We start from the raw sequence: 23,098 nt of genomic DNA on the forward strand, positions 1-23,098 counted from the left end.
CTGTTTTTTAAACTTGTTTACAGGTCACTATTTCCTTATTGGGCTTTTCACTAATTCCATTGGCTGCTGCTTTCAACTTTGATCTATCTGAAGGAAAACGGCTCATCTCATATCGGCATTATGGTCAATTTATTGACCAATTAATGAAGCATCCGAACCAGCAAACCAAATAAACAGAATAATCAACCACTGCATAGCGATACAGATCCAAAAAGGCTTATTGTTGGCCTCAGTCAGCATTTCCAGTACATCGATGAATTTGGACTTTACAATATCGTAGAAGTTGTTATTGTTATCGAGATCTAAGCTGTCGAAGCTTATTTTGTTCAGGCCAAATACCACAATACGCTTGATCCATGGATTTTCAATCTTTGTGTTTTTCACTTCATTGATCAATTTGAGTTTCGCAAAAGTATAATCCCCCGCATTCTGAATAAGATCAGGCTGGTTGGATTGAAAAACAAGTAACACCTTGTCCAAAACAGGAATAATTAAATCATCCTGCCGCTCTTCAACAACTTTACTGGCAACAGTCGAGAAAACATATTTATTGCTAAATAGGAAAAGCAAGATCGGCAACAAGATCAACCCAATCAACCACAGAAACTTTCCAACGGTCTGTATAGACCCGGTCATTGAAAAGAAGGCGCCATCTGCGTTGCTCCTGAGCAGAAAGTATCCGACTATGAGGTACAATATTGTTGACAGAATAGCCAACAAATAGCACTTCAATAAAGTTTTTGTTCCTAGAATAGTTAATTTTTTAATATAGGCCAAATGTGTATTCATAAAGTTGTCATATAATTTATAGTACTAAATTAAAACTATTCCCTTCAAATTTATAAGCCAACTCCAATTCGCCTAGAACCATTTTAAATTCGCTACAATTTCGCGTCTATTCGCTTTTCCGCGATCTGCATTTGGGTAAAATAGAATAAGGTCCAAATTCATTAAGAACTTGGACCTTATCCATTCATTAAACTGAGATTCCAAAATTTTATCTGGTCATATATACCAATATTTGTTTTTTGGGTAGTCGCTCCTTTAGTGCTTCGAGACTATTAACTCTTTTTTTTCTCAAGATCTGTAATCGCAGTCCACAAAACACCAGCTTCTCCCCTGAAACTAGCTGACCCCTGTGGTTTGTTGTCTGGTGTATACCACTCATAAAAACCTTTATTTTTAAGTACACGATCTAACATTGGTTCAAGTGCCTCACAAGCTTCAACAATAAGACCATAACGGATCAATTGTGAGATCATACGTCCACCAAACCAGGTCCAGTCACCGCCATTCTGGTAGGAATATGGTCCCATACCGCCGTTTTTAAAGAAGCCCTGTGGATATACCGGATAAATTGTCAATCCTATGGTTGCCGCATTTGCTTTCTTGACGTTCTCCTGCATCTTTCTATACGCCACTTTTACCTCAGCCTTACTGAGCAATCCCGCTTCTATTGCCACAGCTGTTCCGCCGTGATAGTAAATTTCGGACTCATTGAATGAATCTGGAAAAGGCGAACCGTTCAGATAAATATGTGGTATAAATTTCTCATTCTTTTTATCCCAAAGGTGCTTACGGACATTCTTCGCAATCTTGTCTTTAATATCCTTCCAATGTTTCTGTTCAGCCTTGCTCAGGTCTGCAATCTCCAGAAAATCATTAATGGCAATGATAAACATCGCATTATCATAGATGTCAAGTGTCAGGTGGGAATTTTCATCCAAAACAACCCCCCAGTCGTGTTCCGGCTGAACATCACCCCAATCGACAGTTGTCGCTCCCCATAATAATCCATATTTTTCATTATACCGTTTGGTCAATAGAAAATCCATTGCCCGCTCAAGCCCCTTCTGTACAGAAACTCCACCAATCTTATTATTCAAAATACTTTTATCTCCTGTACTTCTGACGTATTTTGCCACTGCTTGGATTAATGAAGTTTCCTGATCAGTCTCCACCGTATTCTTATGTCCGGCATACTCCGGCGCTAATGCGGAATGATAATAATTGTAAGGAACGGCGCCTTTCTTGACGGGTACATAGCCATCCAGAATACCACCATCAGGCTGTTGAAACTGAAAAAAAGTAAGCAAATGCTTTTTTATTAACTCTTTATCATTAACTGTACTGGCAACGGTGACAAAAGTATTCAGGTCTCTTATCCAGACTTCACCATAGCCATCACCTGCGGTAAAGCCTTTTTTAACCAATTGCTCCGCCATTGTTTTGACAACATCCGCTTTGGGTTTAATTTCAACTCTTCCTGAGTTCTTCACGGCTTTCACATGCTGTCCATAACTGCTCTTACTCACGGTAAAAGTACATAGACCTACTAGCACTAACATTTTTACATTCATTTGTATCTGATAATTTATAATTGATTTAAACTTTTTATTTATTCCTGTTTTTGGTATATACATTCAGTTCCCCTATCGTGGAAAAACTATTTCCAGCACCTTGATGCAACAGAAATACGGCAGCATTATCTTCCCTTCCTACTTTCCCTCCCATTTTAATTGTCAAACGAGTAGACAAAACTATACACGATTGTATATATTCACGATCAAAAAACAAACGGCGAAATAATCCCATTCTAATATAAGAAATGATACTTCAGCGCTTAATTCTGGCTGGGTTTAACTTGGTTTTCATAAAACAAATTTTAATTTGTATATACATAATTACTCATTAAAGTTTTAATTTCAAATTTTTTTTCTGTTTTTAAACAGAAAAAACTCAAGCAAGCTTTTAGACAAAATAACACGTATAGAGCTAAAAACAAGTACATTAATGTAAAAAGCAGTTGTTAACAAGATAAATTCAAATCAATCTCGCTTCTTATTAGCTATTCTATGGGCATTATGTAAAAAATTAATTGTATACACATATATGATATTTATAGCTGCTAGTCTCTTTTTAATCTTAAAAACAGACTAGACATTGGTCAGTTTAACCAGATCATCTTTTCTTGAAGTACAGCGAATTTCGAAAAAATACAAAAAACACTTGCGTAGTTAAACGGCAACATATAAATTTGTAGTCAAATAACTTCACAATGAATTTAAGACGAGATGTTTTTCAAGCTATTGCGGATCCAACCAGAAGAGCTATACTTCTTCTTCTGGCTTCACAAGCGATGACTGCAGGGGCTATTGCCGCAAACTTTAATACCGCAAGGCCAACGGTTTCTAAGCACCTGCAGATTCTAAGCGAATGTGAGCTACTAAAATCCGAGCAAAATGGCCGTGAAATTTACTATCAGCTCAATCCATCAAAATTGAAAGAAATAGCTGATTTTATTGAACCGTTCCGCGACATGTGGGATGTGCGATTTAACAAATTGGAAGAAATTATGAAAAACTATAAAGACAAATAAGATGGAAAAGAAAACAAAAATCCATGCCGAAGAGGGTAAACAGGAGATTTTGATCACCAGAGAATTTGACTTACCACTAACCCTCTTATTCAAAGCATATGAACAACCTGAAATCTTTGAACAATGGATGGGAACCAAGGTTTTAAAATGGGAAAATAGAAAGCATGGCTCTTATGCCTTCGAAACCTCCCATGACAATCGTGTTGTATTTAAAGCGAACGGAACGATACACGAATTTATTCCCAATGAGAAAATCACACGAACATTCGAAATGGAAGACAGCCCCTTCCCAGTGCAATTGGAATATCTGAGCTTCGAAAAAATAACCGACAATAGCAGCAAACTTCTCATGCATATTGTATTTCAATCTGTGAGCTCCCGCGATCAGCTTCTTCAAATGCCCTTTGCTCAAGGCATCAATATCGCACATAACAGGCTTCAGGAAATCGCAACCAAACTTATCTAACCCTCCATTATCTAAACCAAAATAGAATGATAAACCTAAAAGCAGAACAGTTCTTCGAGAATACCAAAAGATGGAACGAAGAATTCAATTTACTACGGGAAATTGTCCTAGAAAACCAATCGCTCGTAGAGGATTACAAATGGATGCACCCATGTTATACCTTTGAAGGAAAAAATGTTGTCTTGATCCACGGTTTTAAAGATTACTGTGCCTTATTATTTCACAAAGGCGTCCTATTGAAGGATACGGCGCAATTATTAATTCAACAGACTGAAAACGTCCAATCAGGCAGACAGCTCAGATTTACACATATCGGACAAATTGCAAACCTCAGAGAGACAATCGCAAATTATATCCAGGAGGCTGTAGCAATTGAAAAGTCCGGTGCTAAAGTCAACATGCGAAAAACGGAAGACTACCCCGTTCCCGAAGAATTCACGAAAGCCTTAAATGGGGATAAGGAATTGCAACATGCATTTCTATCGCTAACTCCCGGTCGTCAAAAAGGATATCTATTTTATTTCAACCAGGCAAAACAGGCAAAAACACGTGAAGCAAGGATTGAAAAATATTATCAGCATATTCTGGATGGGAAAGGCATAGATGACTAAGAGAATGGAAAAAGCTGGAGTCAATGCAGACGCAACCTGGACTTTTGGCAGTCACAGCATGAATATGACTGGAATTTGGTAGCTTTGTTATACAACATGAAACAGAGCCTAAACCAGTATCTGTTCTGTTGATGCACTACGCGGAATTACATAGCACAAACAAGGAGAATATACATGAATAAAAAACTATTTTTGTTTATCTGTGGCTTACTACCATTTATAACACAAGCCCAGCAGAAAATCGACAACAAAACTCGCCCAAACATTATCTTTATCCTGACTGACGACTTCACTGCGCAAGCTTGGGGTGTTTATGGCGGAATTTTAAAAGATATTGTAAAGAATCCAAACATTGATAGCCTTGCCAAACAAGGTGCGATACTCAATAACGCATTCTGTACAAATTCCATCTGCACCCCCAGCCGGGCAGCCATTCTTACAGGGCAATATAGTAACAAAAACCAAGTTTACACGCTCGATGATGCACTGGATCCAAACAGAGCGAATATCGCCAAAGACCTACAGCATGCGGGCTATCAAACGGCTGTTTTCGGGAAATGGCATCTTAAAAAGAAACCTTCAGGATTTGATGATTTTAAAGTATTGCCGGGACATGGTGTTTACCACAATCCAACATATCTTTCCAAAGACAACTGGAATGACAATGAAGAGGCTGGCACGCCATACAAAGGTTATGTAGATGATATTACAACACAGCTGAGCCTAGACTGGTTGTCCCAGCGCAGCCCTGACAAGCCATTCTTTTTGATGTGCCATTACAAAGCAACGCATGAGCCTTTTGACTTCGCAGATAGATTCAAGGACTTGTATCAGGGTATTGAATTCCCCTATCCTGCAACTTTTCTGGATTCTGGTGCAACGACAACCGGACGATCTTTTGAAGGCCAGCCGCTCGAAGAGCTCGGCAACCGTTACGAACAAGCATCCACAGGCCCCTTCTGGACCTCCTACCCCGATCTCCCCTTCTCCACCAAAGGCATGAGTGCCCTCGACGCCCGCAAAAAAATCTATCAAAAACTTATGAAGGATTATTTACGTTGTGTCGCAGGTGTCGATGATAATCTCGGAAAAATTATGCGCTATCTGAAAACAGCTAAAATTGACGAAAATACGGTGATTATCCTTGCGTCCGATCAAGGTTATTTTCTTGGGGAACATAATTTTATGGACAAACGCCTGATGTATGAAGAATCGCTACGAATGCCATTTGTTATCCGCTACCCAAGGGAAATTAAGGCAGGTAGTAAAATTAATGATATGATCCTTAATATTGACTTTGCAGCGCTTTTTGCAGACTATGCCGGCATAAAAAAACCTGCGTATATACAGGGAGAGAGTTTTCGTAAAAACCTAGCGGGTGACACGCCAAACAATTGGCGTAAATCTATGTACTACCGATATTGGCAACATGCTCCTATCCGCCCGGCTCATCTTGGTGTACGTGACGAACGCTACAAGCTCATCTATTTTTATGGCCAACCACTGGAAATGACCGGCAGTGATAAAAAAACTACAGCACCAGCTTGGGAATTCTACGACCTTCAAAATGATCCTATGGAAACGCATAATGCGATCAATGACAAGCAATACACAAAAGAAATTAGTCGATTAAAAAAGAAACTCATTAAACTTAAAGCCGAAGCTGGAGACAGTGATGTAAACCGTCCTTTTTTCCAGCAACAGTTGATCAATGAAAGTTTAGTCAAAAAATAACAAGGTCATGAACCAACACCGTTCATTATTTTTTTATTGATTACCTGAAGAATCGACTATTGGAGTAGCCGATTAAAAAGTGCGGCGCCATAAAGATAGATGGCGCCGCACTTTTTAATATTATAGGTACAATAAAGAAGTATCCTCACCGTTAGTCTAACTAGTTTTGCTCCTGAAGCTGTGGGTATTTTTGATACAACCTGTTCAGAAAAAAACGTCCCATCAGCTGAAGCTTCGACTGTGTTTCAAACATACCAGAACCGGGAGATATGATACCATCAGGCATTCGTTGCACAGCACCATAATAGATGATGTCAAGGCCATTTCCATTGATATCAAGATGCATTTTTTTAGGCTTTAATCCCATAATGGATCCCATACGGGTGACCTTTTCCGAATTACTGATTTGAGCGGGGCGCGCATTCAATAGAGATTCATGGTCAAAAACCAAATGATCTTTGGCTTCACCATCGTCAAAAAAGACATAATGCAGTTCATTGTTGCTGAGCACAAGATAGGAGGCGTTGTCACGTTCGCTATATCTCGCTTTTACACCTACTGCGGCCCAAGCTACAGTTTTAGCTGCCGTCGCTGCCGCCGAAGCCACCTTATCACCAACTGTAGCAATGTAGGCACATTGTGTGAACGCCTCGATTGGAGCTCCATTCATTTGTTTGGTTAATTCTTGAAACTCTTGAAGCAACAGTTCATCTTTGATACCCGGAGCCAAAGCAATCCCTGCATCTCCTTCATACTTCCGAGCTGTCTCTTTTTGCTTTTTCATCATCATAAGAGAGATAAAAACACAGACAACTACGATCACAGCAAAAATACCGATGTATAAAATCATATTAATTCTAATTTAGAAAATGGTTAATAATTCAACAATAAATTTAGCGTCAAAAAAGAGGATACTGAAAATCATTATCCTCTTGTCGTGTTTGTTAATAACAAAAATTTTGCCAAACTAGAGTATCCGATCCGGATAGTGGATATTGTTCAACGCAGTCTGATGCATATCTACCCAAACATCATTATAAGGCTGCTGTAACAACCAATTTGGGGAACTACGCATATCCGCGTCTTGATCATTGTTGTAAATAGAAGGAAACTCTGATTCCTTCGCACGGAGTAGTACTACTATTGTTCCTTTCATATATAGTGGGAGATCTCCTAAAATGAGATTATAAAACCCTTCTTCAACCAGCCCCGGGCTAAATCGTTCAAGGCTATCGTAACTCCTTTCCAGTTTACCAATGAGCTTTTCCAGTTCCTGCGGATAATGTCGCTCGACGTAAGCCTCAAAAAGCCCTGTACCTTTATTATAAAACCCTGCTTTCATTAAGTTGAGCGCTTCATTGCGGTATACCTGCAACAGACGATCCCCATTTAGATCGGTATAGCCTCCATCCAAAGGTTTACCATCGCGACGCAAAGCCCATATCTTAAGTTCTTTGAGTCTTTCAGATTCAGTAAAACTATTTCCTTCCATACCTTAATTATATTAAAAGCTACTATTAGGATAGCTTTATTACTAATGTTCTCTTTCTTTTAGTTCAAGCTGCAGTAGAATATCCCGCTTTTTTCCTTCAATCAGTGATAAATTGCCCGCTACAAAAACACCTTTTTCTCCTGAATTTCGGCTTATTCCATATACAGTAGACTCATCATCGGGATCTGACGCTCCCTCATAACGAAACAGGTAATCAATCTTAAACTGGTCTGCATGGGCCAATAAATCATCAAATTCGATGTTGTAATCTATTTTATATCCCAAGCCGCTTAACTTCTCCAATGCCACACTAGCTGACGAGTACCCATGCATTCTTTCCATAACTAATTCTTCTTAAGTTGATCTAAATAATCTTTTTTTATTATAAAACGACCATTTACCCCCTTTTGTTTTCCTCAATTTCAAATAGTTTATTCAAAATCATATTTCTATTTTTGTAAGACGAAAACTCAATATCATATGGCAAATCTCGCAGCTCCGGCTTATCAGCATACCCCTCAACTAGCATTCCAACGTCTACTCGATGTCTTGTACACCTTAAGGCTTGAATGCCCCTGGGACAAGAAACAAACCATGGAATCTTTGCGTCACCTGACGATGGAAGAGTTATACGAGCTGACAGACGCTATCCTGGAACAGGATTATCCCGAAATAAAAAAGGAGCTTGGTGACGTTCTGATGCACCTCTTATTCTATGCCCGTATCGCGGAAGAAGAAGGGCATTTTAATATCGTTGATGTCCTGAATGCAATCTGTGACAAGCTAATTACCCGCCATCCCCATATCTATGCTGATGCGAGTGCAAGCACGGAAGATCAAGTGAAATCCAACTGGGAAGCCATCAAGCTTCAGGAGGGCAATAAATCCGTCCTTGCAGGTGTTCCAAAAGGACTACCGGCTCTGGTCAAAGCCTACCGTATCCAAGATAAAGTCAGAGGTGTTGGTTTTGACTGGGAAGACAAAAGACAAGTATGGGAAAAAGTCGAAGAAGAACTTGCCGAATTTAAAACAGAATTCAATATCGAAACCACCGAAGCCATCGACCGTGAAAAAGCAGAGGCTGAATTTGGCGACCTATTATTTTCGCTCATAAATTATGCAAGGCATATTGGTATCAATCCAGAAAATGCCCTGGAACGCACCAACAAGAAATTCATCACCAGGTTCACCTATTTGGAGCAAAAGGCTACGGAAAACAAGCAACAATTGCAGGATATGAGCCTTGAAGAAATGGATGTTTATTGGAATGAAGCAAAAAAAATAAAAAAATAACAACAATCCATTAAAAGGCACCGGAGTCAAGGAATTTAATTCTACTTTGTCAAATTTATCCGTAAATTCGCAGGAATATGGAAACAGTTGTTAGTGGTATCAGAAGTACCGGAAAATTACATTTAGGGAATTACTATGGCGCATTGAGCAATTTTGTGAAAATGCAAAATGAATATAATTGCTTTTTTTTTATTGCGGATCTGCATTCTTTGACGACACACCCTACACCACATGGTCTTCAGGGCACTGTACGTCAAGTTATCGTTGAATATCTAGCTGCGGGTATTGACCCCGAAAAATCAACTATTTACGTTCAGTCTGACGTCCCCGAAGTTGCTGAGCTTTACTTGTATATGAACATGAACGCTTACTTAGGCGAACTTGAGCGAGCGACAGCATTTAAAGATAAAGTACGCAGCAACCCCGACAATGTCAACGCTGGCTTGCTAACCTACCCTGTGTTAATGGCTTGCGACATTCTGATCCACCACGGAACCAAAGTACCTGTTGGAAAAGACCAGGAACAACATCTGGAAATGACACGGACATTTGGTAATCGCTTTAATCGTTTATATAATGTAGATTATTTTAAAGAAGCATTTGCTTTCTCCTACTCGGACAAATTGGTTAAAATACCAGGGTTAGCAGGTCAAGGTAAAATGGGTAAATCCAATGGTGAGGCTGATTGCATTTATCTTTCGGATTCTGCTGATGCTATCCGTAAAAAAGTCATGCGTGCGGTTTCTGATTCAGGTCCAACTGAAATGAACCAACCCAAACCCGAAGCGATCCAGAATCTATTCGATCTAATGAAAGTGGTTTCAACAGCCGATACATTGCAACACTTTGACGAGCTTTACAATAAATGTGAAATCCGTTATGGAGATTTCAAAAAGCAGTTGGCAGAAGATATGGTATTGGCTACAAATGATGTACGTCTTCGTATTGAAGATATATCGAACGATGATGATTATATTGCGAAAGTTGCAAAATTGGGAGCCGAGAAAGCCAGTGAGTCTGCACGCAAGACACTGAAAGAAGTTCGTGAGATTATTGGTATCAAGAGATTTTATTAAACAAGGAAAGAGAATATGCATATTGCTATCGTAGGAAATATAGGTGCTGGAAAAACGACGCTAACGGAATTATTGGCGAGTCATTTCAAATTTGAACCTCAATTTGAGGCCGTGGACAATAATCCCTATCTAGAAGATTTTTATTCAGACATGAAACGTTGGGCCTTCAACCTTCAGATCTTCTTCTTAAATAGCCGTTTTAGGCATATCGTAAAGCTTCAGGAGACGGAGATTAATATGATTCAGGATCGTACAATCTATGAAGATGCCTATATCTTTGCCGAAAACTTATATGATATGGGCTTAATGAGTGCCCGTGACTTTGAAAACTATAGCAACATATTCCAAAGTATTATTCACTACATTAAACCTCCGGATCTATTGATCTACTTAAAAGCTTCTGTCCCCACTTTGGTTAATAATATCCAAAAAAGAGGCCGTGATTATGAATCGGCCATCCGATTAGATTATTTGTCCAAATTGAATGATAAATATGACAAATGGATCAACAATTACAAGGAGGGTAAAGTAATGATCTTAGATAAAGATAATCTTGATTTCACAACTAATCCAGAGGATCTTGGTGGAATCATACAAAAGATAGAAGCCGAATTATTCGGATTATTTGAATAACAATATATAACAGATAGATAAAAGCCTGTAAATTGATAATTTTACAGGCTTTTTATTAAATAGAAATTCACAAAGTATCATGAAATTTTTAGGCATTATTCCTGCTCGATATGCTTCAAGCAGATTTCCGGGCAAACCTTTGGTTGATATTGAAGGCCAGACCATGATCCGACGGGTATATGAGCAGGTAAAGAAATCAAAAAAATTGACCGAAGTAATTGTCGCGACCGATGACCAACGTATAGCAACAGAAGTGCTCTCCTTTGGCGGCAATGTAGCCATGACGTCCGACACACATCAGTCCGGTACAGACCGTTGTGCTGAAGTCATTGCCAATGATCGAGCATATGATGTTGTGATCAATATCCAGGGCGATGAACCTTTTATCAATCCTGATCAAATAGATCTTTTGGCAACTTGTTTTGAAAATCCGCAAACAAAAATTGCAACCTTAGTAAAAGAAATCGGGACTCCAGAGGAATTATTCAATCAGAATATTCCAAAAGTTGTCCGAAACACATTTGGGGAAGCAATTTATTTCAGCAGGCAAACGATTCCTTTTTTAAGAGGAGTTGATCAGGAACAATGGCTTAAGAAACAGACTTTCTACAAGCATATTGGCATTTATGCCTATCAAGTGGGTACTTTAAGAGCTTTGACGCAATTGCCCGTATCTATACTTGAGGAAGCTGAAGCGCTCGAACAATTACGTTGGATAGAAAATGGGTACGCAATCCAAACGGCAGTTACCACACATGAAACTGTAGCAGTCGATACGAAAGAAGATCTCAATAAAATTTTAAAACTATTTTTTAATAAATAGACACTTACCGGTGTTCGGTGTAATATAAAGACCGGACACCGTCCAGTAATTTCTTCTTGTCTAATTTATCCAATTGCTTAATCCGTTGTGTTGTCGATAGCAATTCATCCAACTGCAATTTAGTGCTCACACCTACTACAGCTGTTGCTACTGCGGGATTGGATAGCACATAGGATAGCGCTTCAGTCGCCCTACCTTCTCCTGATTTTTTTGCCCTATTATCCAGATTGCGAAGTATATGCGCGACCTCTCCAGAACTATATTGAAGATAAGGTTCCACAGGCTTATTCACCAAAAGTCCTTTTGCTAATGCTCCTCGTGCCAGCATACTGGCACCATTGTTAGCCAATAATGCATCGATCTCCTCCTCTGGTCTCCTATCCAAAACACTATATTGCATCATCACTGACGCAATAGAAGATTTTGATAGAAATGCCTTAATGACATTCGGACGAATAGACGATAGCCCGTAGGCACGGATCTTTCCTTGTTTCTTCAGCAATTCAAAAGCTTCAATGATTTCGTCAATTGGATCATCAATTGTACCACCATGCAATTGATAAAGATCAATATAATCTGTTTTCAATCGTGATAACGATCCTTCAATAGTCCTGATGATATAATCTTTCGACGCTTTCCAGTCCCAGCCTGAACCGTCAGCCCACCAGAGATTACCGACTTTACTAGCCAAAACAATTTGCTTGCGAAAAGCCTGTACGCTCTCACCAACAACGGTCTCATTTTGACCTTTGTCATAGAGATCAGCGGTATCAAAAAATGTGATTCCCTTATCGAAAGCCTTTTGGATTATATCTTTGGATTGTTTGGGTTGATTGCTTTTTAACGACATACAACCCAAACCAATTTCCGAAACCATTAGACCACTTTCGCCTAATCTACGTTGTTCCATTTGTATTGAAATCAATCAATTCCACCTCAAATACTAACGTACTATTGGCTGGAATCTCGCCTGTAGCTCTTTCACCATAGGCCAGTCTGCTTGGTATAAAAAATTTATACTTAGCCCCTTTGGACATCAATGGAATACCAATTTGCCAACCTTTAATCACTTGTCCCAATGACAGTTTTAATGGCTCATTGCGATCATACGAGCTATCAAATTGTTTACCGTTTAATAATGTTCCTTTATAATGCACAGTAACCTCATCATTCACAGTAGGCTTCGCTCCTTCTGTCTGGGTCAAAATAAGATATTGAATACCCTCAGCCGTTGTTTTCATTCCCGCTATTTTCGCATTTTCAGCGAAGAATTTATCTTCTTGGGCACGACTTACGGCTTCTTTTTCAGCGCGTATATCCATAATGGCTTTTTGGATGACTTCTCTTGTTTGTCCATCTTCCAATAAGGTTTTCTCATTTTTCAAGGTGGCAGCAATCGCTTTTGCAATAACATCAGCTTTTAAATATTCTACTTCAGTAGATTTTAATGACTTTCCAATATCCATACCGAATGCATAGGATACAGAATCCGCTTTGGTTACCAACAAATTTGCTGCGTTTGTTTTTGTTGTCACTGTTTTTTTCTTGACCGAACTGGTCTTTTTTTTCTGCTGAGCAAATCCAGTTACGGTAGTCAGAGACAATAGGGCTAATGCGATGTACTTCATGTTTTATTTAACGGTGCTTTTGCACAATTTCTTCAATAATTTCCTGTGTTATATTAGGGTAATCAACTTCAACCCTTGATTTACTGTTGAGCCAAGCCTCAATGGCTAGCATATTTTTCTGTTTTAAACTGGATATCACTGGCACCCCCATTTCTTCGAGTGATGCCGCATTTAGATGCTGTTCATACTGATTTTTCATCGGGACAACCAATAGTTTCTTTTTCAAATATAACGCTTCTGCGGGGGTTTCAAAACCCGCACCGCATAAAACTCCGGCGGAAGAAGCCATACTTTCAATAAAAGCTTGGTTATTGATCGGTTTTATGGTCACATTTTTCATCTCAAAAGGCCGGGAATTGTGCTTGCTGAATACATCCCATTTCACGTCCGGAAACTTCATTAAGTGTTTCAACAGATGCGCATCATCATAAGCGGGCAAATAAACGGTGTAATGCCCTTGGTCAGTAACAGTAAGATCACGGACAGCATTACGGATAACTGGAGGAAAAATATTCTTGGCGTATCTTTTAAAATGGAAGCCATATGAATGTGTTGCAGGTGCATAATTTTTCATAATAAACTTGCCCAACATATCACTTTCTTCCGGTTTAGGACTTGCGGGATCCAAAGCCCCGATCTGATGACTTAGTCCAATGCATTCCAGGTCCTTGGAGTGACAGGCCCATGCTGAAATCGGCTCAAAATCATTGATAACCAAATCGTATCCTTCGATTGGCAGACTTTTGATCTCGTTGGTAAATTTACGAATGGTTGAACTCATAAATGTTTTCCATAAGTCTACGCCTCCCGATTTTCCGAAAATAAAGCTTAAACCATGAAAACGATACTTTACTTCAAAAGGTAGGGAGAGATCTGCCTGAATTCCACTGACCAAAACATCCACTTCTCCCAAAGCTTTCAAACAGGGAACAATGTCCATGGCACGACTCAGATGTCCATTGCCAGTCCCTTGTACGGCGTACAATATCTTCATAACGACTGTATTTGTGTCGGCAAATTAATGAATTTTAACGACTATCAATATTATTTTATTGTTTAGTTATATTAAGAAAAGATAAATTAATACAATGAATCTATAGCGTTAACACGGTTTTTCTTCTATTTTACGTATATTTAGTATTAACAATTATTTAATAACCAATTTACTATGACAAAGTCTCCTCTCCTTTGGATACTTTCCATTGTTGCACTGTTTACATTTAACTCATGGGGATTTTTTGCACATAAAAAAATCAACCATTACGCAGTCTTTGCACTCCCTGCAAAATTGGCCAAATTTTACAAGACCAATATCGACCTTATTACGGAAAAAGCCGTAGATCCAGATAAGCGTTGTTTTATTGACAGTACTGAGGGGCCACGGCACTTTATTGATATTGAAGATTACCGAGAAGATAGGCAGATCGACTCAATACCCATACATTGGTCACAAGCAAAGGATAAATTCCAGGAACGACAACTACTTAAAAACGGAATTATTCCTTGGCAAATTAACTTTACCTATCTAAAGCTTGTTAAAGCCTTTCAATCCAAGGATTATGATAAAATCGTCAAACATTCAGCAGATTTAGGTCATTATATCGCCGATGCCCATGTCCCCTTACATACGACCAAAAATTATAATGGCCAATTAACTGGGCAGATCGGCATTCATGCTTTTTGGGAGAGCCGTCTACCCGAAATGTTCGCCGGCAAGTATAACCTACTTGTTGGAAAAGCCATTTATATCGCAGATCCTTTAAACGAAGCATGGGATATTGTTCGCGAAAGCAATCAACTCGTCGATTCTGTACTCCGTATTGAATCGCTTCTCAACAAAGGGTTTAAAGCGTCTCAAAAGAACTCATTTATCGAACGGAACAATCAATTGTTATGGACTTATTCCGATAGTTATGCTAAAGCCTATCATCATGCATTGAACGGGATGGTAGAACGGAGAATGCGTAAAACAGTTCTTCGCGTAGCCTCCTACTGGTACTCAGCCTGGCTTGAGTCTGGTCAACCCGATCTTTCTAGCACCATCAAAATTGAAAATAAGCAGGATAGCATTACTACAAACGGTAAAAAGCCTATCGGCCGCGAGGAATGGATGTAAATAGACCGCAGATAACCGACCGGACTACACACAATATTAGTACCGGACTATTTACTTTCTTAATCAACTGAACTAGTTTTGCGGCATAAAACCTATGAATTGCCCTCTAGTGATTTTACAAACAAGACAAAATACTATAATGGCGTAAATCAAAAACAGGTAACAAGGATATATCGAATCCCTTTACGGACTACCGGTTTATGATTAAATAGGATAATTAAAAGAAATCATGTTGAATAAAAAAATAGCGTTAACAAAGCTCGCCATCGTCTTGACTGTAGGTGCTACCCATGCGCAAATGAGGGATACGACAGCATTGAATGAAGTCATTATTAATCAGAACAGACTCCAGATCCCCTTCTCAAAGCAAAACAAAAACGTACAGATACTGACACAAGAAGACATCCAACGGCTACCCAATCGTTCGATAAACGAACTACTAACAAATATACCCGGTGTAGATGTACGTCAAAGAGGACCTTTTGGTTCACAGGCTGATGTAAGTATAGATGGTGGCTCATTTGAACAAACTGCTATCCTATTAAATGGTGTTAAAATTACAGATCCACAGACTGCACACCACAATATGAACCTCCCCGTACCTGTAGAATCTATTGAGCGTATCGAAATTATCAGAGGCCCAGCCTCCCGTATCTTCGGTATCAATGCGCTAACAGGTGCGATCAATATTGTTACAAAAAAAATCGAATCCAATCAGATCAGTGCACAGGTCTATGGTGGATCGTCATTTAAAGACAATGAACAAGCAAGCTCTGGTAGATATTACGGCAAGGGAGCCCAATTAGGCGCGCAGTTCAACAGCGGACGCACCAGTCACGGCTTATATTTTGGTCACGAAGATTCCAACGGCCAGCGTTATAATACAGCCTCCAATAATAACAAATTGTATTACGACGGAACTTATCAGCCCAATGAATCCAATCAGATAAAAGCAAACTTTGGCTATATCGACAATCAGTTTGGGGCCAATGGATATTATGCTGCCCCGACGGACAAAGAAGCTTATGAACATGTTAAAACAGCATTCGCATCCCTACAGTCGAAACATCAATTGAGCAAGGACTTTTCTATCAGCCCTCGACTCAGTAACCGATATAATGAAGATGAATATTGGTATTTGGGAAGGCAAAACAGCAAAGGTAGATCCAAACATTATAGCAATGTTTTTGGGGCCGAAGTAAATGCCGCATTAGAACAGCATTACGGAACTTTTGGTTTGGGACTAGAGAGCCGATTCGAGCGAATCAATAGTACTGCCATCGGCTCCCATAACCGTGAAAACTATGGTGGTTATCTGGAATTCAAAACTGAAGCGATTGCCAAACTAATGGTCAATGCGGGAGCCTACGTAAATTATAACTCAAAATTTGGCTGGCAGGTATTCCCTGGCCTCGACCTGGGCTATAGTATAACCGAACGCTGGAAATTTGTACTGAGTGCAGGATCTGCCCAGCGTATTCCATCATTTACCGACCTCTATACCAATCAGACGGCCAATATTGGAAATCCAGCGCTAACATCAGAGAATGCCTATCAGATTGAGGGTGGTATCAAATACCTGTCCAACCGTATCGTTGCTCAGGCGAGCTATTTTCACCGAAATATAAATGATTTTATAGACTGGCAAAAAACCGAGGGCGCTGTTGCTGAGGGAACCGTGGTTCCATGGAAACCCTCCAATATTGGAAAAAATACTGTTGATGGAGTCAATGGATCTTTTCGTTATCAGCTCAATGATCCAATGGCCACCACACGATATTACACGACAATAAGTTACAACTATCTAAATCCAACGATCAAAGTTGAAGATGGCATCCGCTCTAAGTATGCCATTGAAAATTTAAGACATCAGGTTATTCTCAATTTTACGGTGAATCATAAAAATTGGATGCTGACAACAGCTAATCGTTTCAACGAACGTATCAGTTACAAAAATTATTTTATTGCAGATGTAAGAGCTTCCTATCAGCTTATCAACCTCAATATTTTTGCTGATATTCAGAACATTTTTGACAAGAGCTATATTGAAGCGGCAGCTGTACCAATGCCAGGAAGGTGGTTTAGTCTAGGTGCAAGATATAAATTCAGTTACTAAAAACTTAAAATCGTCGCAAAGAGATACTTCTGAATAAAAATACATACTGTCTCTTATAGCTAAAATACCCCATAAATGATGATCAATATGGGGTATTAGACGTTTATTGGATCTTTAGCATTAAAGCACGCAGACTTTTGGATGATTATCCTAACTTTGGGCTAATGACATTATTTTTTCGGAAGTACTGATAAAATCCCGCCAATCAAGTGTTTTTGGAATGCAGGTTCATCATAAGACTCTTCTGTATGCCCCAGTCCTGTATAAAAAACCTTTCCTCCATCATAATTTTGGCTCCAGGAAATCGGATGTTGATCCCCCATTTTTCCGCCATTATAACTCTTCTCATCCAAATTCATCAATACATGTAGACCTTCTTTAACATCTTTAAAATTGTACCATTCATCCTTATGCCACCATACGGGATCAAGATGTTTGGTAGCGATATGTTTTCTATCAACAACATCTATTTTAGCATTCTGTACAGCAGGATGTGATGCAAAATAAGCCCCAACCAAACCATTATACCATGGCCAGTCAAATTCAGTATCCGTTGCTGCATGGATCCCCACAAAACCTTTGCCCGATTGAATATAACGGACAAACGCATCTTGTTGTGTCTCATCCAAAATATTACCTGTAGTACTTAAAAAGATAATCGCATCATACTTTTTCAAACCTTGGTCCGTAAACAGCCCTGCATCTTCGGAATGATCAGAGGTGATCTTTTCCTTGTCCAACAATTGTTTCAGCACCTGAGCACCTTTTTCGATACTACTGTGCCTAAACCCTTGGGTTTTACTAAAAATCAGCACTCTTTTTTGTGCAATGGCGGTCATGGTCACCGCAAAAAAGAAAAACAGAAAAATGAAGAATTTATTCATGATATAGTTGGTTATTATTAAAACTTAGTTTAGGTTTTTTTATGAGCTAAGGTCATAATTTTCGGCAGTTCATTTAAACCTTAGATCATAATAGAAAAAGCTGTATACTCTCCCCGTACACAGCTTTTTCCAAAATTCTAACCGGCGGTTAGCTCACGGTAAAAATCAAGACTTTCAATAATATCATCCTCAGAAACGAAAATATCATACTGACAGCTACCTATTTTATCAAGGAGTGCAAAGCCGATCTGATTAGATAGATTTTTCTTATCATTTCGCATCAGATCCAATAGCGTTGTATCGATAGCCGAACTGAACGTATAATCTTCAAAGTATCTTCTGAAAGTAGCAATGAGATCATTTAATTCATCCAAAGAAAGTCCATTCAGTTTATGAGAAAGGTACCCTTCACAGATCATTCCAACAGCAATTGCTTCCCCATGTAATAAAGGATTGCGATCGTTCAACAGCGAATATCCCTCAATAGCATGACCTATGGTATGTCCAAAATTTAGGATTTTACGAAGTCCTTTTTCTTTGGGATCTTCTAGGACTACTTGATTCTTTATGGAAACAGAATGTTTAACCAGTTCATTATCTACCTGTGTTATATCCAGTAATTTAATACGTTCGTAATACGCATGATCAAAGATCAGTCCGTGTTTAATGACTTCAGCAAATCCGGAGATCAACTGCCTTCTATCCAATGTTTTTAAAAATTGGCTTGAGATAAATACAGCCTGCGGTTGTGTAAACGTTCCGATTATATTTTTCACGCTTCCCATATCTATTCCAGTCTTTCCACCGACAGAAGCATCTACTTGCGAAAGTAAAGTTGTCGGAATCTGAATAAAGTCCATCCCCCGCTTAAACGTGGATGCCGCAAAACCACCCATATCAGTGACAACACCACCGCCAAGATTGATCAGCAACGAGTGTCGGTCAGCTCCAAAATCAAGCATATTCTGCCACACTCCGATGCAGAAATCTATATTTTTATTCTCTTCCCCCGGATCTACCTCTATGACGTCATAGTTGGATAAATTAGGTAAAGCTTGTTGAAACAATGGTAAACAATTGTCTAAGGTATTGGTGTCTACCAAAACTATAATTTTTGAATAATTCCGTTCCGCTAAAAACGTCTCCAAAGAGGCCAACGTATCATCAAAATATACTTGATAGCCCAAACTTTCTATGACTTCCATTCTACGATTCTTTAAGGTTTAAGTTTTCTATTTACCAATATTGTTTAATATTACACCAATTTTACTTCCATCCCATCAAATTCAACAACATCACCAGGCTTCAATTTCAGTCTTTTCCGATAATCAACCTGACCATTATACTTCACGTACCCTTCAGCGACAACCCATTGAGCCATAGCACCATGCTCCACCCAATTTAAAGCTTTAAGTAACTGAATAAGCTGTATATATTCCCCTTCGATTTTAAATTCTTGCATTTCACAAAAATAGTGGTTTAACCGAGGAATACAAGAATAATCATCGTTTTAATGCTTACTAAATTACTACATTTGCCTTATTGCAAATAAAGATTATGATTGAGAATTCTGAGCCCAGAACATTGTCCTTTGATAATACAGAGATCGCTTTTAAAAGTAAAAGTGATAAGGATTTAGAAAGAGCGTATTGGTTATTCAAAATAATAGCGAATAACTTTTTAACAAAAGTAGGTCCATCAATGACCAACTTTGCGCTGAACATTGGATTGCCGATCCAGGGTATAATCCGTAGTACAATCTTCAAGCATTTTTGTGGAGGAGAAACCATTGAAGGCTGCGAAACCGCCATCAATGAATTGGGTGAAAATGGCGTTGGAACCATATTAGACTATTCGGTTGAAGGCGAAGAGACCGAAAGTGCTTTTGATGCCTGTTGCGAAGAAGTACTACGTACGGTATCCGCTGCCAGCAAAAACAAGTATATCCCTTTTTCAGTTTTTAAACCAACGGGATTAGGTCGTTTTGAATTGTTCGAGAAGGTTAATGCCAAAGAAACATTAACAGAATCAGAGCAAGCAGAATACCAACGCATGTTGGATCGCACAGACCGTATCTGTAAAGCTTGTCATGAAGCCGGCGTAAAGGTATTGGTTGACGCTGAACATTCCTGGATCCAGGATGCTATTGATGACATCGCGCGCGAAATGATGGAAAAATACAATATGGAAAAACCTATTGTTTATAACACCTATCAGCTTTACCGCAGTGATAAATTAGCTTCTTTAAAAGCTGATTTTGAATATGCCAAGGTCAGAGGCTTTCACATGGGAGCAAAAATTGTACGAGGTGCCTATATGGAAATCGAACGTGCACGTGCTACACAAATGGGCTATGCTGACCCTATCCAACCGAATAAAGCTGCATCTGATACAGATTACAACGAAGCTATTGAGTTTATATTGGACCACTTGGACAATTTCGGACTGATGGCAGGTACACACAATGAAGACAGCAGTATGTTATTGGCCGAGGAAATAGACAAACGTGGTATCGACAGATCGACAGATCGGATCTACTTTGCTCAACTATTGGGAATGTCAGACAATTTGAGCTTTAATTTGGCTGCCCACGGCTATAATGTTGCTAAATATATGCCTTATGGACCGGTTAAAGCTGTGATGCCTTACCTATTCAGAAGAGCACAAGAAAACACCTCCGTTGCCGGAGCCACTGGTCGGGAGCTTGGGCTATTGATCAAGGAAAAACAAAGAAGAAAAGCTAGTCGTCGATAACGACTAGCTTTTTCTTTTTCAGCGTGTATCCACCCATTCGATCTCTACGATTCAATACCCCATCTTCGTCTCCAATGAGAGCAGCGATTATCTCGTGACTACCTTCTCCCGCTCTACTTTCCTCATTTATTATAAATAGCGATAATGTTTCATAAAAACAGAGTTCCTATTTCAGCTTCTCGACATTGGAATAAGCTAATTACAAATTGATTCCAAATTATTGAAACAATTATTTATGTTTGCAAACTTTTCCCTTAAAATAAAGTTCATAGGGAAATGATGTTCCCCAGGAACAATAAGTATATATATTTGAAATGGAAGAAAAACTTAGATTATTTGATCTTGCACGTCATCAGGTCAGCAAATATCCCGATCTTAACATGTTTGCTCACAAACTGGATGGCAAGTGGAACTATATCAAAACGGCTGATTTTCTTAAAAATGTGGACAATCTGTCCAAAGGACTGATTGAACTCGGTGTCAAGCCCAACGAAAAGGTTGGTCTTATTGCAGGCAGTAGTATGGAATGGCACATGATAGATTTTGCTATTCAACAAATTGGCGCAGTGGTGGTAGCCATTTATCCCAATATTACCGACGCCGATTACCAATATATTTTTAACGATGCTGAAATCAGGGTCTGTATCGTCAGTAATAAGAGTCTATATGACCGCTTGATGAACCTAACGGAGTCCATCTATACATTAAAATATATCTTCTGCATTTCGGAACAGGAATCTACCCGAAGCTGGAATGAGCTCAATGATCTAGGGGTCAACTGTCCAGAAGATAAACTGATTCAGTTACGTGATCAGATCAAACCTGAAGATCTGGCTACATTAATTTATACTTCTGGCACAACTGGTAAGCCGAAAGGTGTTATGCTTTCCCATAATAATATTTTTTCCAATGTGCTTGGAGCAGCAGAAATCACACCCTGCAAGGCTTATGATCGAGGACTAACTTTTCTCCCTCCTTGTCATGCCTATGAGCGAATGGTACTCTATACCTACATGTATCTGGGCTTTACCATACATATTGCAGAGTCTTTTGATAAAATTGGCGATAACCTAAAAGAGGTAAAACCACATATCATGACTGTGGTTCCCCGTATCCTCGAGAAGGTCTATGAGAAAATCATGAAAACAGGTCATGAGCTTACCGGATTCAAAAGAAAAGTATTTGATTGGGCCGTTAATATCGCTGAAGAATATGATCCTAATCCTATCAAGAGAAGTTTCACTTATAATATGAAGCTTAAACTTGCCAAACAGCTTGTACTCAATAAATGGTACGAAGCCTTGGGTGGTGAGCTGTTAACTGTTGCTTCTGGTTCGGCCTCGCTGCATAACAGACTAACGCGAGCTTTTTTGGCTGCTGGAATTCCATTATATGAAGGATATGGTATGACTGAGGCATCACCTTTGATCTCGGTTAACCATTACATTAAAGGAATACGTATAGGTACTGTTGGGCTCCCCGTTCGGTTCGTAGAAATCAAACTAGCTGAGGATGGTGAAATTTTGGTCAAAGGGCCTAATGTGATGATGGGCTATTACAAAAATAAAGCCGAGACAGACAAAACGATTATTGATGGTTGGTTGCATACAGGCGACATTGGCAAATGGGAAGATGAGAAATTCCTAAAAATTATAGATCGCAAGAAAGAAATGTTCAAGATTTCAGGTGGCAAGTACGTTATCCCGCAACCTATAGAGACCAAACTTGTCGAATCTAAATTTATTGAACAAGCTATGGTGATTGGTGATGGGATGAAATTTGCTTCTGCATTTATTGTACCCAATTATTCCCACCTATTGGATTGGGCTAAAAACGATGCTCCAGAACTTGCAGATATGACCAAAGAGGACTTCTTGACTAATCCTGCAATTATCAAAAAGGTAAATCAGGAAGTACGCCACGCCAATCAGCACTTTGGCAACTGGGAGCAAATCAAAAAGCCTATTATTTTAAGGGATGAATTCACGATTGAAAACGGAGAACTAACACCGACATTGAAAATGAAGCGTAAAGTTATTCTCGAACATCATCAGGAAGAATTTAATAATCTATATCAAATGGAGATCGATTAA

At 39.1% G+C, this 23,098-nt stretch carries 23 protein-coding genes; 12 read left to right on the forward strand and 11 right to left on the reverse strand.

What is annotated here, in order from left to right:
* Positions 1-129: 129 nt before the first annotated feature.
* Entirely contained in the window at positions 130-789 is a 660-nt protein-coding gene (locus tag ABFX33_RS16870; protein ID WP_346086957.1) for a hypothetical protein, read from the reverse strand.
* A gap of 272 nt (positions 790-1,061) precedes the next feature.
* A complete protein-coding gene (locus tag ABFX33_RS16875) occupies positions 1,062-2,348 on the reverse strand; it encodes a GH36-type glycosyl hydrolase domain-containing protein (RefSeq protein WP_346086958.1) in 1,287 nt (428 codons plus the stop codon).
* Between the two features lie 710 nt (positions 2,349-3,058).
* On the opposite strand from ABFX33_RS16875, the gene ABFX33_RS16880 reads away from it, so the two are divergent.
* The 4 genes from ABFX33_RS16880 (at position 3,059) to ABFX33_RS16895 (ending at position 6,190) form a co-directional block, all read left to right on the forward strand.
* A complete protein-coding gene (locus ABFX33_RS16880) occupies positions 3,059-3,379 on the forward strand; it encodes an ArsR/SmtB family transcription factor (protein WP_120257324.1) in 321 nt (106 codons plus the stop codon).
* 1 nt (position 3,380) lies between these two features.
* Positions 3,381-3,845 carry an SRPBCC domain-containing protein gene (locus ABFX33_RS16885; protein WP_346086959.1) on the forward strand — a complete coding sequence of 155 codons (465 nt, stop codon included), beginning with the start codon at positions 3,381-3,383 and terminating at the stop codon, positions 3,843-3,845.
* A gap of 26 nt (positions 3,846-3,871) precedes the next feature.
* Positions 3,872-4,456 (forward strand): YdeI/OmpD-associated family protein, encoded by a 585-nt coding sequence (locus ABFX33_RS16890; protein ID WP_346086960.1) that lies wholly within the window; start codon positions 3,872-3,874, stop codon positions 4,454-4,456.
* A gap of 174 nt (positions 4,457-4,630) precedes the next feature.
* Positions 4,631-6,190, forward strand: coding sequence for a sulfatase family protein (locus tag ABFX33_RS16895; protein WP_346086961.1), 1,560 nt, complete (start codon positions 4,631-4,633; stop codon positions 6,188-6,190).
* Between the two features lie 160 nt (positions 6,191-6,350).
* Here the strand turns inward: ABFX33_RS16895 and ABFX33_RS16900 are convergent, their stop codons facing one another.
* From ABFX33_RS16900 to ABFX33_RS16910, 3 genes are all read right to left on the reverse strand, one after another.
* Positions 6,351-7,040 carry a hypothetical protein gene (locus ABFX33_RS16900; protein WP_259181473.1) on the reverse strand — a complete coding sequence of 230 codons (690 nt, stop codon included), beginning with the start codon at positions 7,038-7,040 and terminating at the stop codon, positions 6,351-6,353.
* A 117-nt stretch (positions 7,041-7,157) separates the two neighbouring features.
* Positions 7,158-7,682, reverse strand: a complete 525-nt coding sequence (locus ABFX33_RS16905; RefSeq protein ID WP_346086962.1) for a hypothetical protein — start codon at positions 7,680-7,682, stop codon at positions 7,158-7,160.
* Positions 7,683-7,724: 42 nt separating this feature from the next.
* Complete coding sequence (locus ABFX33_RS16910) at positions 7,725-8,024, reverse strand: hypothetical protein (RefSeq protein ID WP_120257318.1); 300 nt, start codon at positions 8,022-8,024, stop codon at positions 7,725-7,727.
* Between the two features lie 138 nt (positions 8,025-8,162).
* Between ABFX33_RS16910 and mazG the strand changes: the two genes are divergently transcribed.
* The 4 genes from mazG (at position 8,163) to kdsB (ending at position 11,507) form a co-directional block, all read left to right on the forward strand.
* Positions 8,163-8,975 carry a nucleoside triphosphate pyrophosphohydrolase gene (mazG, locus tag ABFX33_RS16915; protein WP_346086963.1) on the forward strand — a complete coding sequence of 271 codons (813 nt, stop codon included), beginning with the start codon at positions 8,163-8,165 and terminating at the stop codon, positions 8,973-8,975.
* A 77-nt stretch (positions 8,976-9,052) separates the two neighbouring features.
* A complete protein-coding gene (gene trpS / locus ABFX33_RS16920; protein WP_120257316.1) occupies positions 9,053-10,051 on the forward strand; it encodes a tryptophan--tRNA ligase in 999 nt (332 codons plus the stop codon).
* A gap of 15 nt (positions 10,052-10,066) precedes the next feature.
* Positions 10,067-10,684, forward strand: a complete 618-nt coding sequence (locus tag ABFX33_RS16925; protein ID WP_257091063.1) for a deoxynucleoside kinase — start codon at positions 10,067-10,069, stop codon at positions 10,682-10,684.
* Positions 10,685-10,763: 79 nt separating this feature from the next.
* Positions 10,764-11,507 (forward strand): 3-deoxy-manno-octulosonate cytidylyltransferase, encoded by a 744-nt coding sequence (gene kdsB, locus ABFX33_RS16930; RefSeq protein ID WP_346086964.1) that lies wholly within the window; start codon positions 10,764-10,766, stop codon positions 11,505-11,507.
* Between the two features lie 4 nt (positions 11,508-11,511).
* Here the strand turns inward: kdsB and ABFX33_RS16935 are convergent, their stop codons facing one another.
* The 3 genes from ABFX33_RS16935 to ABFX33_RS16945 are packed head-to-tail and all read right to left on the reverse strand — an operon-like array spanning position 11,512 to position 14,129.
* Entirely contained in the window at positions 11,512-12,417 is a 906-nt protein-coding gene (locus tag ABFX33_RS16935; RefSeq protein ID WP_346086965.1) for an aldo/keto reductase, read from the reverse strand.
* A complete protein-coding gene (gene bamJ / locus ABFX33_RS16940) occupies positions 12,404-13,135 on the reverse strand; it encodes a BamJ family beta-barrel-assembly machinery protein (protein ID WP_346086966.1) in 732 nt (243 codons plus the stop codon). Before bamJ ends, ABFX33_RS16935 begins: the two co-directional genes overlap by 14 nt.
* A 7-nt stretch (positions 13,136-13,142) precedes the next feature.
* Entirely contained in the window at positions 13,143-14,129 is a 987-nt protein-coding gene (locus tag ABFX33_RS16945) for a glycosyltransferase family protein (protein WP_346086967.1), read from the reverse strand.
* A 174-nt stretch (positions 14,130-14,303) separates the two neighbouring features.
* On the opposite strand from ABFX33_RS16945, the gene ABFX33_RS16950 reads away from it, so the two are divergent.
* Both ABFX33_RS16950 and ABFX33_RS16955 read left to right on the forward strand, forming a co-directional pair.
* Positions 14,304-15,251: a zinc dependent phospholipase C family protein gene (locus ABFX33_RS16950; RefSeq protein WP_346086968.1), complete on the forward strand. Its 948-nt coding sequence runs from the start codon at positions 14,304-14,306 to the stop codon at positions 15,249-15,251.
* 229 nt (positions 15,252-15,480) lie between these two features.
* The gene (locus ABFX33_RS16955; protein ID WP_346086969.1) at positions 15,481-17,367 is read left to right on the forward strand and encodes a TonB-dependent receptor plug domain-containing protein; all 1,887 of its coding nucleotides are present in this window, start codon (positions 15,481-15,483) and stop codon (positions 17,365-17,367) included.
* Between the two features lie 170 nt (positions 17,368-17,537).
* Here the strand turns inward: ABFX33_RS16955 and ABFX33_RS16960 are convergent, their stop codons facing one another.
* From ABFX33_RS16960 to ABFX33_RS16970, 3 genes are all read right to left on the reverse strand, one after another.
* Entirely contained in the window at positions 17,538-18,251 is a 714-nt protein-coding gene (locus tag ABFX33_RS16960) for a ThuA domain-containing protein (protein WP_346086970.1), read from the reverse strand.
* Positions 18,252-18,388: 137 nt separating this feature from the next.
* Positions 18,389-19,456, reverse strand: a complete 1,068-nt coding sequence (gene aroB / locus ABFX33_RS16965; RefSeq protein WP_346086971.1) for a 3-dehydroquinate synthase — start codon at positions 19,454-19,456, stop codon at positions 18,389-18,391.
* 50 nt (positions 19,457-19,506) lie between these two features.
* Positions 19,507-19,713 carry an RNA-binding S4 domain-containing protein gene (locus ABFX33_RS16970; protein ID WP_120257306.1) on the reverse strand — a complete coding sequence of 69 codons (207 nt, stop codon included), beginning with the start codon at positions 19,711-19,713 and terminating at the stop codon, positions 19,507-19,509.
* 95 nt (positions 19,714-19,808) lie between these two features.
* On the opposite strand from ABFX33_RS16970, the gene ABFX33_RS16975 reads away from it, so the two are divergent.
* Both ABFX33_RS16975 and ABFX33_RS16980 read left to right on the forward strand, forming a co-directional pair.
* Positions 19,809-21,005 carry a proline dehydrogenase family protein gene (locus tag ABFX33_RS16975; RefSeq protein ID WP_346086972.1) on the forward strand — a complete coding sequence of 399 codons (1,197 nt, stop codon included), beginning with the start codon at positions 19,809-19,811 and terminating at the stop codon, positions 21,003-21,005.
* 314 nt (positions 21,006-21,319) lie between these two features.
* Complete coding sequence (locus ABFX33_RS16980; RefSeq protein WP_346086973.1) at positions 21,320-23,098, forward strand: AMP-dependent synthetase/ligase; 1,779 nt, start codon at positions 21,320-21,322, stop codon at positions 23,096-23,098.

This window comes from Sphingobacterium ginsenosidimutans (assembly GCF_039536865.1).
Classification (GTDB): Bacteria; Bacteroidota; Bacteroidia; order Sphingobacteriales; family Sphingobacteriaceae; genus Sphingobacterium; species Sphingobacterium detergens.

Coding starts and splice junctions, on each gene's coding strand:
- ABFX33_RS16890 (WP_346086960.1), top strand. CDS start 3,872: ATGATAAACCTAAAAGCAGAACAGTTCTTCGAGAATACCAAAAGATGG.
- mazG (WP_346086963.1), top strand. CDS start 8,163: ATGGCAAATCTCGCAGCTCCGGCTTATCAGCATACCCCTCAACTAGCA.
- ABFX33_RS16935 (WP_346086965.1), bottom strand. CDS start 12,417: ATGGAACAACGTAGATTAGGCGAAAGTGGTCTAATGGTTTCGGAAATT.
- ABFX33_RS16875 (WP_346086958.1), bottom strand. CDS start 2,348: ATGTTAGTGCTAGTAGGTCTATGTACTTTTACCGTGAGTAAGAGCAGT.
- ABFX33_RS16895 (WP_346086961.1), top strand. CDS start 4,631: ATGAATAAAAAACTATTTTTGTTTATCTGTGGCTTACTACCATTTATA.
- ABFX33_RS16925 (WP_257091063.1), top strand. CDS start 10,067: ATGCATATTGCTATCGTAGGAAATATAGGTGCTGGAAAAACGACGCTA.
- ABFX33_RS16960 (WP_346086970.1), bottom strand. CDS start 18,251: ATGAATAAATTCTTCATTTTTCTGTTTTTCTTTTTTGCGGTGACCATG.
- ABFX33_RS16970 (WP_120257306.1), bottom strand. CDS start 19,713: ATGCAAGAATTTAAAATCGAAGGGGAATATATACAGCTTATTCAGTTA.
- trpS (WP_120257316.1), top strand. CDS start 9,053: ATGGAAACAGTTGTTAGTGGTATCAGAAGTACCGGAAAATTACATTTA.
- kdsB (WP_346086964.1), top strand. CDS start 10,764: ATGAAATTTTTAGGCATTATTCCTGCTCGATATGCTTCAAGCAGATTT.
- ABFX33_RS16880 (WP_120257324.1), top strand. CDS start 3,059: ATGAATTTAAGACGAGATGTTTTTCAAGCTATTGCGGATCCAACCAGA.
- ABFX33_RS16910 (WP_120257318.1), bottom strand. CDS start 8,024: ATGGAAAGAATGCATGGGTACTCGTCAGCTAGTGTGGCATTGGAGAAG.
- ABFX33_RS16900 (WP_259181473.1), bottom strand. CDS start 7,040: ATGATTTTATACATCGGTATTTTTGCTGTGATCGTAGTTGTCTGTGTT.
- ABFX33_RS16905 (WP_346086962.1), bottom strand. CDS start 7,682: ATGGAAGGAAATAGTTTTACTGAATCTGAAAGACTCAAAGAACTTAAG.
- ABFX33_RS16950 (WP_346086968.1), top strand. CDS start 14,304: ATGACAAAGTCTCCTCTCCTTTGGATACTTTCCATTGTTGCACTGTTT.
- ABFX33_RS16955 (WP_346086969.1), top strand. CDS start 15,481: ATGTTGAATAAAAAAATAGCGTTAACAAAGCTCGCCATCGTCTTGACT.
- ABFX33_RS16870 (WP_346086957.1), bottom strand. CDS start 789: ATGAATACACATTTGGCCTATATTAAAAAATTAACTATTCTAGGAACA.
- ABFX33_RS16945 (WP_346086967.1), bottom strand. CDS start 14,129: ATGAAGATATTGTACGCCGTACAAGGGACTGGCAATGGACATCTGAGT.
- ABFX33_RS16885 (WP_346086959.1), top strand. CDS start 3,381: ATGGAAAAGAAAACAAAAATCCATGCCGAAGAGGGTAAACAGGAGATT.
- aroB (WP_346086971.1), bottom strand. CDS start 19,456: ATGGAAGTCATAGAAAGTTTGGGCTATCAAGTATATTTTGATGATACG.
- ABFX33_RS16980 (WP_346086973.1), top strand. CDS start 21,320: ATGGAAGAAAAACTTAGATTATTTGATCTTGCACGTCATCAGGTCAGC.
- bamJ (WP_346086966.1), bottom strand. CDS start 13,135: ATGAAGTACATCGCATTAGCCCTATTGTCTCTGACTACCGTAACTGGA.
- ABFX33_RS16975 (WP_346086972.1), top strand. CDS start 19,809: ATGATTGAGAATTCTGAGCCCAGAACATTGTCCTTTGATAATACAGAG.